This is a genomic window from Polyangium sp. 15x6 (assembly GCF_029960785.1).
In the GTDB taxonomy this organism is placed as follows: domain Bacteria; phylum Myxococcota_A; class Polyangia; order Polyangiales; family Polyangiaceae; genus Polyangium.
The window spans coordinates 24,680-37,370 of the sequence record NZ_JASBQE010000068.1 but is presented as its reverse complement, the minus strand read 5'-3'; the positions used below and the strand labels follow the sequence as shown (position 1 = coordinate 37,370).

Genomic DNA, 12,691 nt, shown 5'->3' with positions numbered 1-12,691 from the left:
TCTTTCCATCGGGGCCTTCACTCCCCGAAATGTGGGTCCTCCGGATACGGGGTCGAAAAACGCGCATCGGAGAGAAACCCCTCGTCCGTGAGCGCGCCGAGGAACGCGATGACATCCTGCCGCTGCTCGGCGCTCAAGGGTGTACCACCGAGTCCCGCTGATTTGTGCGGGTTTTTGCGACCATCCCCCGCGTAGGGGCCCCCCTCGATCACGCGCCCTCCCTCCGCGTACACGGTGAGCACGTCCTCGAGCGTCGCGACGCTGCCGTCGTGCATGTACGGACCCGTCACGGCCACGTTGCGCAGCGTGGGCGTACGGAACTTCCCGCGGTCCGAGAGGTTCTTGGTGTGTTCGTAGAGGCCCTGATTGCCCTCGGGATACGCGCCCGTGCTCCCCACGTTGTAGAGGCCGATGTTCGCGAACACGATCTCGTCGAACGGCGCATCCACGTGTTTGACGGGTCCCGATAGATTGAAGCCATCGTGGCAATGATGGCAAAGGGCGCCGCCGGCGTGATCGCGCACGATGTACATTCCCCGGCGTTCCGCCGCTCCGAGCGCCGTGTCGTCGCCTGCACGATACCGGTCCCAGGCGGACATCCCCGAGACCAGCGTGCGCTCGAAGCTCGCGATGGCCTTGAAGACATGCGCGAACGTGTACTTCGCCGTGTCCGGGAAGGCCCGCTCGAAGGCCTCGCGATACCGTTCGTCCACGAGCAGCCGCGCGAGGGCCGCCTCGCGGCGCGGTTCGTCCACGAGCCCCATCTCGACGATGGGCGCGCCGTGTCCGAACACGGGCCCCTCCATTTGTGCCTCCAGCGCCTTCGTCCCCGGATCGGCCCAGTTGAGCCGCGGGGCGTACGCGACATTGGCGAGCGTTGGAGCATTCCGCGGATGCGCGTCGCCCGCGAGGCCGACCGGCGTGGTTCGTCCGTCGCTGAATGCCAGCGCTTGCTGGTGGCACGTCGCGCACGAAATGCGCTCGTTCGCGGAGAGGCGTTTGTCGTAAAAGAGCATCCGACCGAGCGCGACCTTGGCCGCGCTCATCGGGTTGTCCGCGGGCACGAGCGGCGCGGGAAAACCCGGCGGAAGATCCCACACCCAGGGCTGCTCGGCGGGGCGATCGGCGGAGGGCTTGCACCCGAGCGCCGCCACGCTGAGGAGGAGCGCCATCGACGAGCGTCTCACGCCGGGCAGGCTCACCGCGCTTTGCCCTTTTCGATGCGGAAGACGCCCTGCGTTCCCTTCGGTCTGCCGGTCGCGTAATCGAGGCCGATGTTCGGGTAAAACTTCCCGCAGCGCTCGGCGCCGATCTGCGGCCCCAGGTCTCCCGCGTTCAGCGGACCATAACAATCGACGCGTCCCCCACTGCTCAGATCGGCGTGGGCGCCCGGGGTCCCCGGCGTCGTGTAGCCGCGGAACATCGCGTCCACGTCGACGACGATCACATCCTTCGCGGGGTCGAACCCCGCCTGCGAGAGGCGGATCGTCGGTCGATTGGGTTTGTTACATGCATCCGCAGAGGCGGGGATCTCGCCCCCGTTCGTCACATTGTTGCATACGCTCCGGAACACGAGGAGGTTGTGGTCCTTGTCTCCCGTCGCCCCGGTCGTGACAGAGTAAAAACTCACGCGCGCGAACTGCCGCCCGTCCGCGGCGCCGTGGTCCATGCCCGTCGTGTTGAGCGGGCTCTTCGAATCGGCGGTCTCGCGGTGATTCAAGGCGACGGGCACGCCGAGGGTGAACTCGACGCCGTCGTACGGGCCCGCCTCGGCAGGCAATCCGCGCAAGACGCGGTTGGTATCGGGGGTCTTGCTCTTGCCAAAGATGACGAATGAGCACGCGTCCGTCGCGTCCTCGAAATCGAGCAGCGCGACGTTCTGGTATTGCCAGGCTTTGTCCTGAACGAGCGTCACCTCGATCGTCCGGTCGCCCTTCAGCAGGCGGACATCGTGCACATAAAAGCGGAGATCGCCGGGGATCGCATCCGTGAGCCCCGCGATGTGGAGCCCCTTCGCGCCGCAGACGTAGGGCGTCCCCGCGGCGTCGACGGCTTCGAACTGGAGCGTTACCGGGCTGGGCCTGGAGCTCGGAGGCGCCGGGTCGGACGAAGAGCAGCCGACGGCGAGGAGAAAAACGACGAGGGAACGGAGTTCGAGGGACATCGGCTCGCCTCCTGCCACGATCAGCCTGGAATCCATTGGGGATTGCCGGTGAAGAGACCTTGCACGAAGCCGATCTCGTAGGCGAGCAACGCCCCGAAGGCCAGGCTCGACACGCCCGCGGCGAGCCCGAGGCCGCGGTGGAGCCGTTCGAAGCGGCGCGCCACGTACGCGAACGGAATCGCCAGGGCGGTCGTGATGAGGAGCATGCCGGCAATGGTCCCGGCGCCGAAGACGACGAGGTAGACGAGCGCCCACCCCGGTTCGTGAATGGTCCCCACCACGAGCAATGCCACCGCGGCCGAGCCGGCCATTCCATGCACCACGCCCACGACGAGCGGCCGAATGACGTGATAGGCGCCGAGGTGCCCGAGCCGGCGATCGAGCCCGAGCAGCAGGGCGTGCGCGCGCTCGTGTCCGGAATCAGGGTGTGCGTCGTGATCGCGCGTCTGTCGCACGATCCTCGCGAGGCTCAGGCCGCCGAGGAGCATCAGCATGAGCGCGACCGAGAGCTCCATCGTCAGGCCCACGCGGGGCGGGACCACGATGCCGAAGAGGACGATGGCGCCCCCGACGACGAGAATCGTCACGGTATGGCCGAGGCCCCAGATCGCTCCGAGCGGAGCGGCTGCGCGGAGCGTGCGCTCCCGACTGACGATCGTGGTCACCGCGACGACATGGTCCGGATCGGTTGCGTGCCGCATGCCGAGGAAAAAGCCCAGCAAGAGGAGCGAGAAGACGGAGATCACGGGCACACTCACACAGCGACCGGAGGGGTTTCCCAGCGGTCGCGGGTCGATCGTGGCCGCCGGGGACGCTCTACGGACCGGCGAGCGCCGAACCGCCATCGAGGCGTCAGGGTGGCTGACCACACGAACGTAGCACGAACGACCCCGATCGTGTCAAGGGGCGGCCGCCCGGAGCAGTTGCACGCGCGGCGATCGCTCGGGGTTCTCAGCTTCCGCCCTCGTCCGCCCCACGGAAGCCGTATTTTCGCAAGAGCGTCCTGAGGTGGCTGCGGTCCATCTTCACCCGGCGCGACGCCTCGGAGATGTTGTCGTTCGTCGCCCGGAGCAGCGCCCGCACATAACGCCGCTCCCATTGATCCGAGGCTTTTTGTTTGCACACGCGGAAAGGCACTTCGAGGTCGATGTCGTCGTCCCGCTCCTCGAGCCCGGGTCCCGAATCGACCTCGTTTCCGAGCGCAAGGACGGCCGGATCATTGAGGAGCACGGCGCGCTCGATCGCCGCGCGCAGCTCGCGCACGTTGCCGGGCCACGATTGCCGGCGGAGCGACTCCAGGAGGTCGTCCGGGATGGGGTTGTCGGGGACGAGCTCGGCGTGGAAATGGCGCGCGAGGCGCTCGATGTCGCCGGTGCGCTCGCGCAACGGCGGGACGTGGATACGAACCACGTTGAGCCGATAGAAGAGGTCGGCGCGGAACGTGTTGCGGTTGACCTCGGTGCGCAGGTCGCGGTTCGTCGCGGCGATCACGCGGACGTCGAGCTTGACGCGCTGGTTACTGCCGACGCGCTTGACGCTGCGCTCCTCCAGGGCGCGGAGCAGCTTCGGCTGCATGTCGAGCGGCAATTCGCCGATCTCGTCGATGAAAATGGTGCCGCCCTTCGCCTGCTCGAACGCGCCCGCGCGGTCCGTCTGCGCGCCCGTGAACGAGCCTTTGACGTGCCCGAAGAGCTCGCTCTCGATGAGCGTGGGCGCGATGGCCGCGCAATCGAGGACCACGAACGGGCCCGACGCGCGCGGGCTCGCCTCGTGAATGGCCGCCGCGAGGACGCCTTTTCCCGTGCCGGTCTCGCCTTCGAGCAGGACGGTGCTCTCCGATTGCGCGACGCGCGGCAAGGCCGCGAAAATGCGGCGCATGGCGGCGCTCGCCCCGAGGAGCGGGCCGAAGCCGTCCTCGGGGCTCAGCGCCTCGCAGATGTCCTCGTTCACCTGATCGACGAGCAGCGTCGTGCGTCCGACGCGTACACGGGCGCCGGGCTCGACGTAACCCGAGAGGACACGCATGCCGGAGACCCACGTGCCGTTCGAGGAGCCGAGGTCCTTCAACAGATACCCCTCGGGGGTCGCCGAGAGGCTGAAATGGTGGCGGGAGACGGTGGGATCGGGGAGCACGAAGTCGTTTCCCTGGGCCGTGCCGACGGAGATCTCGCTCATCTGGGCGCGCAGCGAGGTGCCGGCGCCAGGGCCCTCGATCACGGTGAGCGAGAAGCCGTCGAGGCGCAGCTCCTTGGGCCGAGAATGAAGGGGCAACGTGCTCTTCGCCGACATGGGCGCAGAGCCTACCACGGCGACGGCCCCGCGTGGGCGTCCCGTGGTATCCTCGGCCGGAGGGTGCAATCATGCAAACAGGGAAGGCGGCGCAGATCGCCCTGATCGTGGGGGCCTCGGGCCTCGTGGCTTTCGGCTGCCAGTTCGTCGCGGGGATCGCGGGGCTTTCGGCGACGGACGATACCGAGGAGACCTGCGACGAGGCGGCGTGTGGCCCTTATGCCTGCAATGCGGAGGGGACGGCCTGCAACACGAGCTGCACCCGGATGGCGGGGGGGTGCAAGGAGGACGCCGTCTGTGCCTCTCCGATGAACCAGCCCGGGACGTGCAACGAATGCGGATGGGCGGCCATGCCCGGGGTTTGTCCGAGCGTCGAATGTGATTCCTGCGCCGGGAACGTGTGCACGAGGATCTGCGACCAGCCGAACGAGTGCATGCAGGCCGACGCGGGGACCCTGAACATCCCGATCGACACGAGGGCGGCCCCCGTGCGGCTCGAGTGCAAGGATCAATGCCATGACGTCCTCGTGTCGTGCGGGGGCGGCTCTCCCTGCGAGGTCGTCTGCGAGGAGGGAGGTTGTCAAAACATGACATTGAAATGCAGCCCCGACGGCGAGTGCCATCTCGTCTGCAAGGGCCAGAGCTGCGCGGGTGCGACCGTGATCTGTGGCGACAACCGCTGCACGGCCACGTGTGACACCGCCGTCGAGATCGAGCAGACCTGCGGCGGCTCGTGTGATTGTAAATCGGAGACGTGTCTCTGAACGTCAGAACGTGCCGCGGAGCCCGAGGACGCCGGGACCGAGGAGCGGCGTGACGGAGACGGCGGGCGGGGACGCATTCTCGCGTTTCGGCGCGAGCGCGACGCCGGCGATCCCCACGCCGAGGCCGAGGACGGCCACGCCAAACCCGATGTTCGACACGTTCGCCAGGGTGTTCGCGGTGGCGAGCGCGTCTTCTTGTCCGGGGCATGACGAGCCGTCGCAATTCGGCAGGATCTCGCTCGCCTTGGCCAATGTGACGATCCCCGTCACCGCGCCCACGAGGAGCGCCGCGCCGCCGCCGCCGAATCCGGTGACCATGAGGACCGCGGAGGCGCTCGGGCCGGTCGGCGCAGGCAGGGGAGGCGCCGCGGGCGGCGGCTTCGGCTGCGAAATGGGGCTCAAGGGCTCGGGCGGCGGGGGCTTCGGCGTCTCGGGCGGCGGCTCCGGCGCGTCTTCGAGGGCGGGGATCACGACGGGAATCTCGCCCGGCTGCGAGGGGACTGTGACCTCGCCGCTCCAGGCCCGTTTGCCCGGAGCAACCGCCATGACGGTGTGTTTGCCCGGGTCGATCGGCAAGGGGACGTTCAGCGCGGCGACGTCGATGGGTTTGTCGTCGAGCTTCATGCCGAGCCCGGCGGGCGGCGCTTCCATGCGCAGGACCACGTAGGCGAGCTTTTTCTCGAGCTCGGCGACGTGGTCGCGCGCGAATTGCTCGCGGTCCTTTTGCCCCTTGCCGCGGGCGAGCGAGGCGGCGGACGTGAATTCGGCCCAGGCCGTCGCGAATTTTCCTTCCTTCTCATGGCAGACGGCGAGGTTCAGCAGCGTGCCGAGCTTCGGATCGAGGCGCTGGCTCTCGGCGAGCTTCATGCAAGCCTCGGCATAATGCTGCTCGTCGAGGAGCTTGCGGCCCTGCTGGAAGAGCGCCTCGGCGACGGCGATCGACGGGCCCTCGGGCGATTGTGCGCGCGCGCGGGCACCGGAGGAGATCACGGCGAGCGCGAGCAAAAAGGCAATCGCAGAGCGCTTCATTCACGTTCCCCGAGGATCGGATCGAGGTTCGGCGCCTTCGTCGGTGTTCTGGTCTTCACGGGTTTGGCCGGGCGTGGCTCTCGGGCCGCCGAAGCCGAGGTCGCCGGCGTGGGCGCGGGCGCAGGGCTGATTTCCGGCGGCGCGGGGGAGGGCGTGGCGGTCGGGATCCGTTCCGGCTCGGGGGATTGCTCTTGCATGCCGGAGCTCGCGCCGGGCCCGAAAGGCTCGTCGCTCGGGGCAGGGCTCCGCGCCATGAGCGAGGCCGTCCCGCCGATCGCCGCAATGCCGAGCGCGGCGAAGAGCCATCGCGCGGACGGACCATTCTTTCGGTTTACGCTCGACGAATCGAGGGCGGACATGCGCTCGGTGGACGAAGGCTCGGAGCGCGCGTGCGGCGTCTCCGCAGGAGCTGATCGACCCGCCTGCGCCGTGGCGCGGACGTCCGCGCTTTCGAGCAGGGCGGCCTGCGCGACGAGGGCCGCGACCGCCTCGCCCGCCGATGCGGGGCGATTGCGCGGGCGTTTTTCGAGCATGGCGAGGACGGGCGCGTCGAGCGCCGGGGGGAGGTCCGGACAAACGCTCGCCATGGCCGGCGGCGGCTCGGTGTCGTGCTTGAGGACGACGTCCATCGCGGAGTCACCGGCGAACGGCACCGCGCCCGTGAGCATTTCGTGGATCATCACGCCGAGCGAATAGATGTCGGACCGAGCGTCGACCTTCTTGCCGCGCGCTTGCTCGGGCGACATGTAGAGCGGCGTGCCGAGCAGGACGCCCGAGCCGGTCTTGTGGGCGACGTCGTCGTCCATGAGCTTCGCGATGCCGAAATCGAGCAATTTGGGGAAATGAGAGCCGTCGCGCTCGGCGGCGAGGAAAATGTTTTCCGGCTTGAGGTCGCGGTGCGTGATGCCCGCCTCGTGCGCGGCGTCGAGCGCGGAGGCGACGCCCTGGGCGATCTGGAGGGCCGTCGGGATCGGAAGGCGGCGCTTCTGCAAAAGGAGCGCGGCGAGGGTCTGGCCCTCGACGTACTCCATCACGAAGTAATGCCGTCCGCCGGGGAGCGTGTTGAAAGAAAAGATGTCGATGATGTTGCGATGGCGGATCTTGTTCACCGCGCGCGCCTCGGCAATGAACCGGGAGACGGCCTCCGGGTCCGAGGCGAAGCGCCGGTTCAGGACCTTGACGGCGACCTTCTTGCCGATGAGCGGGTGCTCGCCGGCATAGACGTCGCCGAACGTCCCACCGCCGATCTTGCGGTCGATGCGGTACTCGCCGACCATCGTGCCGGGCTCGAGCGTGTCGTCCGTCGGGAAAAAATCGGGCGATACGAGCGCCGCGCCGTGCGCCGGGCATACGGGCACGTCGTCCTCGTGGCCCTCGCGGCACTCCGGACACATTCGCATACGAGGCCGGATCTTACCGTTTCCAGCCGTTCCTTGGCTACACCTTCGAGGAGGCGATCGGGCCCACGAAGCCACGCTTGCCGAGCCCGGTGAACGCGCCATGATGCGCGAACTTTCCAGGCAGGAGTGCTTGGAGGACCAACGGCAGGGAGGGGTACGTGACGAAGAATGGCCATCCTTTCGCGGTCTTGGGCACGTGTGTCCTGGCGGTGCTCTGCGGGTGCAGTGACAACGTCGCCGAAGAGCCGGAGGGCGTCGCGGGAGGAGCCCGGGCGACGGCGGAAATCACGCCCTCGGCGGGCCAGACCGTAACGGGGACGGCCGTGTTCACCGAGGAGAATAAGCTCGTGCGGCTCAACCTTCACTTGAATGGTCTGACCCCCGGCGTCCACGCGGTGCACATCCACGAAATGCCCGACTGCGGGATGGACGGAAACAATGCCATGGGGCACTGGAACCCGACGAACGAGGCGCACGGGGAGTGGGGGAGGCCGCCGTTTCATCGGGGCGATATCGGCAACGTGACGGCGGACATGATGGGACAGGCGTGGCTCTCTCTCCGAACGGATCTCTGGACCCTCGGGGACGAATCCAAGACGGACGTGGTCAATCACGCATTCATGGTGCACGCAGCGCCGGACGATTTCACCTCGCAGCCGGCCGGCAATGCGGGCGCCCGGATCGGCTGCGGTGTGATCAAGCGGAATCCGTAGCAGCGGCCGGCTCGCGCTCGGACGTGGGCTCGGGCTCGCTCGCGAGAAGCTCCAGCACCGGGGGCTCGGGGACGAGGACGAGCGCGGGGGCCGAGGCAGGGAGCGGCGCGGCGAGCTCCGGGGGCGCGGGAGTCGCCGCGGCGGCCTCGGGCTTGGGTTTGTGCGTGAAATAAAGCGCCATCCCCGTGAAGAGACAGCCGCCCACGAAATTGCCGGCCGTGACCGGGAGCTGGTTCTTGAGCCACCAGTCCGCCAAGGTCACCTTCGCGCCGAGCATCATGCCGGCCGGAATGACGAACATGTTCACGACCGAATGCTCGTAGCCGTGCGCGAAAAACACGAGAATCGGTAGCCAGGCGGCGGCGATCTTGCCGACGGTCGACGTGGACGTCATGGGCATGGCGACGCCCAGACAAACCATCCAGTTGCAGAGGATGCTCCGGACGAACACGCCGAGGAGGCCGGCGAGGCCATACTGGGGGAACTGGGTCTTGGCCTGGGCGATGGCGACGATCTTGTTCGCGACGGCGTCGGGCGGGACGCTGCCCGCCATCGTGAGCGAGATCGAGAGCAGCCACGCATAAAAGAGGCTGCCGGCGAGGTTCGCGGAGAATACGACCCCGAAGTTGCGGAGGAGCTGCCAGAGCGTCACGCGCTTGTCGAGCATGGCCATGGGCAGGAGCGCGAAGTTGCCCGTGACGAGCTCGAACCCGAGCAGGATGATCATCACGAAGCCGACGGGGAAGACGAGCGCGCCGGCGACCGGGAGGGTGGTCTGGACGGTCGTGGTGATGGCCAAGCTCGTGGCGAAGCCGAGGAGCGCGCCCGCGAGGAAGCCGCGGATCACGAGGTCCCGGAGCGACGCCGCGGCCTTGGCCGCGCCCGCGTCGAGCATGGTGGAGACGACCTTCGACGGAGCGACGTAGTCCATGAACGGCGCCATCATCACCCGCGCGCGGCGCGCTTGGGAAGCCCCCACGCCGGAGGATCGCAGGAACCCACCAAGAAACGGCGTGTCGCTCCGTCTATCTGCGGTCCGCGAACCCGGCGATCCGTCCGAGGGCGCGGGTGTGATACAACAAACCAGGCATCGAGGTGCACATGAACCCGAAGCGGTGGAGCTCGCGCGTGATTCTGGGGGTGTCGTTACTGGTCACGGGGGTCGCGGGGGCCGAGGACGCGCCGGCGCCGGCGCCGGAGCCGAAGGCGGAAGGGGCAGCGGCGGCCGATCCGGCGGCCGATGCGGAGGCGTTCCTGAAGACGTGGAACGAGAGCGGCAAGCCCCTTTGCGAGAAGAACGAGCCGGGTTGCGCAGCGGCCGGGCAGGCGCTGGTGAAGGCGGCGGCGGCGTTCGAGGCGGCGCACAAGCGAGACCGGGCGATCGCCGTGCGGAAGATGATCCTCGACCCGAAGAACCGGCTCGATTACACGGATTACGGCAAGGAGGCGGCGTTCACGGTCGCCACGAACCTGCAGTCGATCGGCGAGTTCGCCGAGGCCGCGAATCACCACGAGTCGGCCGCGCGCAAGTTCCCGCAAATGGCGCAGGCGCCCGCGGCGCTGATGGAGGCGGTGGTGCTGCGGAGCGGGCTCCGGGACCCGAAAGCGGCGGCCCAGGACGTCGAGCTCTTCGCGAAGAATTACGGGGCGAAGCAGCCGGAGGAGACGGCGCGGCTCGCCGTGGCGCTCGCGGATTTCCTGGTCGGCGAGGAGACGTGGCTCGAAGCGCGCGGGTGGCTCCAGAAGTGGATGGCGACGGTGGACAAGGGCGGGAGCCTGCAGGAGCGGATCCACGCGCACACGCTGCTCGCGCGCTCGCTGAAGAAGCTCGACGACACGAAAGGCGCGGCGAAGGAGTACGAGGTCGTGCGCGCGGCGTGGAAGGATCCCGAGGCCAGCGTGAAGCAGCTCGCGGCGATGGGCGGCAGCGACCAGGACCAGGCCCGGCGGCTCGGGCGGTCGCTCACGGACGTGGGCGAGGCGCTGTTCTTTTTCGCCGAGCAAAAGCGGGTCGAGGTCGATGCCATCAAGTATCCCGAATACAAGGGGCCGGCGGACCGCGAATCCGTGATGAAGCACATCAACACGAAGGTCGTGGAATGGGTGAAGAAGAAGCGCCCGGCGATCGAGGAGGTGGAGAAGGAATACACGAAGGTGCTCGCGCTCGAGCCCTTGCCGCCCCCGAAGTGGGTGGTGGCCTCGGCGTCGCGCGTGGGGATGCTGTGGGCCAAGTTCGTCGCGGAGTTCCGCGCCGCCCCGATCCCGAAGGAATGGCGGAACAACGGGACCGTGCCCGGGACGACCATCACCTACGAGGAGCTGCGAACGGCCTATTACCAGAAGCTCGACGAGGCGAGCGAGCCCCAGAAGCTGCAGGCGAAGAAGTCGTTCCAGGTTTGCGTGAATCACGCGGCGAAGTATCAATACTTCGACGAGTATTCGCGGACGTGCAGCGTGTGGCTCGCGAAGAATTACGGTAAGGAGTACGTGCTCGTGGAGGAGCTCATCCCGCGCGCCGCGGGCCCGGGAAGCTTCGTGCTCCAGCCGTCGCCGGTCGCGAAGGCCCAGCCCTCTCGCTGAACGAGGACGAGGGCGCGCGCCGGGCCATCCCGACGCGCGCCCGGCCGTGCTAGGGAGAGCGCATGACCCCCGACGAACCCTACCTCATGCCCTCCCACGTGAGGCTGCTCGTCTCGGACCCGGCGCGCGCGACGGCGTTTTACGAGGCGCTCGGCTTCCGCTGCGTGAATCGCGACGGCGTGTTCGTGCACCTGCGCTGGGCCCGCTACGCAGACGTGTTCCTGGTCGGGATGCCGGCCGGCGTCGAGCTGCCGGGACAACGCGGGCTCGGGGTGATCCTGTTTTTTCACGTGGGCGATGAGGGGTCGCTCGACGATCTGCGCGCCCGGGCCGAGGCCGCCGGCGCCGCCGTGGACGGGCCGCGTAACCAGCCCTGGTTCACGCGTGAACTCGTGGTGACGGATCCGGAAGGGTACAAGCTCGCATTCGTGACGCCGAGCGAACGCGTGGAGGCGTAACGCTCACTGGCACGCGAGACGGCAGCGCGATGCAGCCGAGAGGCACTGCGCCTGGCAGGATTGCCAGCGGCCGTACTCGCTGCTCAGCGTCGGCTCGCTGCCGCAGCCGCGATTGCATTGTTTCTGCGTGGCGGAGCAGCGGTCGACGCAGGCCGTGCCATTGTCCGGGAGCGCGGGTTTGTCCGTCGTGGCAGGCGCTTTGCGAGGCTGGGTCGCGGGCGCCGCGCGGGCCTTTGCGGGCGCGGGGGTGTCGGGAGGATTGGCGTCATCGGAGGTCGGAGGCGCGCCGCCGGGCGCGTCCGCAGGGCGCGAGGGACGGCCGATCGAGGGCGGACGGCCGATCATGGGGCGCATGCCGCATTGCTCGTAGGCGCTTTTGAAGAGGTCGGTGCTCGGCTCTTCGTTCGGTCCGAGGGGCAAGTCGCAGCCACGCGCGAGGTTGCCGAGGCTCTTGCGCACCGCGTCGGCCGCGAGGCGTGAAGGGCCGCTCTCGCGGAGAGGTCGTTCGCCTTTGGCCTGCGCGTCGGTGCCGGCGAGCAGCGGCGCCGGGCCAGACGAGTTCGAGCCGGCGCGGCCGACGAGGAAAGCGCCGACGGAGGCGACGACGATGACGACGGCGGCGATGGCGAAGAGCAAGGTGAAGCGGCGGCCATCGACGGGGCGCGCAGGCTCGCGCGGGGAGGCCGTGCCCGGCCAGACGGGCGCGTACGGATCCCGGAGGAGCGGGGCCTCGGTGCCACGGGGAGGCTCGACGATGGTGGGAGCGGGCGCGGGAGGAGGCGCGGGCGCGGGCGCGGAAGCAGTCTCGGGCGCGGGAGCGGGTGCGGCTGCGGGCTCGGCTGCGGGCTCGGCTGCGGGCACGGGAGCGGCCTCGGGCGTGAGCGGCGCGAGCGGAGGCGGCGGCGGGAAGGCGGGCGCTGCGCCGGCGCGCTGGATCGGCGCGGGCCACTCCATGAGCGGTCGCGCTTGCTTCAGCGCTTCCACGAGTCGATCGAGCGTGCCTTGCCGCTCGAAGTGCCGGACGACCTCACGCGCGACGTCCTGGATGCCGCGACCCTCGCCGGGCAGGCCGGTCGCGCCGAGGCCCTCGGCGAGCTCGCGTAGATCCTTGGCGCTGAAACAAAGCGTGATGCTTCGGCGCACCTCGGCCGAATCGTAGCTCGGCCGTTCCCCTTGGTCGCTCACGCCGGGAGCTTACCCCGGCCCGCGGCCCGTGGGCACCGGAAGCGCTCCCTCGCCCGTTCGAAACGAAACGATCGGGGTTCGGGGCGCAGCTCGGCTCGTCCGAGCGTAG

At 68.7% G+C, this 12,691-nt stretch carries 12 protein-coding genes; 4 read left to right on the top strand and 8 right to left on the bottom strand.

From position 1 onward, the window contains the following. Window positions 1-17: 17 nt before the first annotated feature. From QHF83_RS36215 to QHF83_RS36200, 4 genes are all read right to left on the bottom strand, one after another. On the bottom strand, window positions 18-1,172 hold the full coding sequence (locus QHF83_RS36215) for a methanobactin export MATE transporter MbnM (protein WP_282422602.1): 1,155 nt from the start codon (window positions 1,170-1,172) through the stop codon (window positions 18-20). 26 nt (window positions 1,173-1,198) lie between these two features. Continuing rightward, a complete protein-coding gene (locus tag QHF83_RS36210; RefSeq protein ID WP_282422601.1) occupies window positions 1,199-2,164 on the bottom strand; it encodes an MbnP family protein in 966 nt (321 codons plus the stop codon). A 20-nt stretch (window positions 2,165-2,184) separates the two neighbouring features. Beyond that, window positions 2,185-2,910, bottom strand: coding sequence for a high-affinity nickel-transport family protein (locus tag QHF83_RS36205; RefSeq protein WP_282422600.1), 726 nt, complete (start codon window positions 2,908-2,910; stop codon window positions 2,185-2,187). A gap of 205 nt (window positions 2,911-3,115) precedes the next feature. Continuing rightward, window positions 3,116-4,453 (bottom strand): sigma 54-interacting transcriptional regulator, encoded by a 1,338-nt coding sequence (locus QHF83_RS36200; protein ID WP_282422599.1) that lies wholly within the window; start codon window positions 4,451-4,453, stop codon window positions 3,116-3,118. A 71-nt stretch (window positions 4,454-4,524) separates the two neighbouring features. Between QHF83_RS36200 and QHF83_RS36195 the strand changes: the two genes are divergently transcribed. After that, a complete protein-coding gene (locus QHF83_RS36195) occupies window positions 4,525-5,217 on the top strand; it encodes a hypothetical protein (RefSeq protein ID WP_282422598.1) in 693 nt (230 codons plus the stop codon). A 3-nt stretch (window positions 5,218-5,220) separates the two neighbouring features. On the opposite strand, the gene QHF83_RS36190 is transcribed toward QHF83_RS36195, so the two are convergent. Beyond that, window positions 5,221-6,246 carry a hypothetical protein gene (locus tag QHF83_RS36190; RefSeq protein WP_282422597.1) on the bottom strand — a complete coding sequence of 342 codons (1,026 nt, stop codon included), beginning with the start codon at window positions 6,244-6,246 and terminating at the stop codon, window positions 5,221-5,223. Then, window positions 6,243-7,646, bottom strand: coding sequence for a serine/threonine-protein kinase (locus QHF83_RS36185; protein ID WP_282422596.1), 1,404 nt, complete (start codon window positions 7,644-7,646; stop codon window positions 6,243-6,245). Before QHF83_RS36185 ends, QHF83_RS36190 begins: the two co-directional genes overlap by 4 nt. 158 nt (window positions 7,647-7,804) lie before the next feature. Between QHF83_RS36185 and QHF83_RS36180 the strand changes: the two genes are divergently transcribed. After that, on the top strand, window positions 7,805-8,359 hold the full coding sequence (locus tag QHF83_RS36180) for a superoxide dismutase family protein (RefSeq protein WP_282422595.1): 555 nt from the start codon (window positions 7,805-7,807) through the stop codon (window positions 8,357-8,359). Here QHF83_RS36180 and QHF83_RS36175 read toward each other — a convergent pair. Continuing rightward, the gene (locus tag QHF83_RS36175; protein WP_282422594.1) at window positions 8,343-9,338 is read right to left on the bottom strand and encodes a formate/nitrite transporter family protein; all 996 of its coding nucleotides are present in this window, start codon (window positions 9,336-9,338) and stop codon (window positions 8,343-8,345) included. The two genes, QHF83_RS36180 and QHF83_RS36175, sit on opposite strands and share 17 nt — an antisense overlap. 122 nt (window positions 9,339-9,460) lie before the next feature. On the opposite strand from QHF83_RS36175, the gene QHF83_RS36170 reads away from it, so the two are divergent. Beyond that, entirely contained in the window at window positions 9,461-10,939 is a 1,479-nt protein-coding gene (locus QHF83_RS36170; RefSeq protein WP_282422593.1) for a hypothetical protein, read from the top strand. Window positions 10,940-11,001: 62 nt separating this feature from the next. Next, window positions 11,002-11,397: a VOC family protein gene (locus QHF83_RS36165; protein WP_282422592.1), complete on the top strand. Its 396-nt coding sequence runs from the start codon at window positions 11,002-11,004 to the stop codon at window positions 11,395-11,397. A gap of 3 nt (window positions 11,398-11,400) precedes the next feature. Here QHF83_RS36165 and QHF83_RS36160 read toward each other — a convergent pair whose 3' ends face one another. Then, the gene (locus tag QHF83_RS36160) at window positions 11,401-12,582 is read right to left on the bottom strand and encodes a hypothetical protein (RefSeq protein ID WP_282422591.1); all 1,182 of its coding nucleotides are present in this window, start codon (window positions 12,580-12,582) and stop codon (window positions 11,401-11,403) included. Window positions 12,583-12,691: the final 109 nt, after the last annotated feature.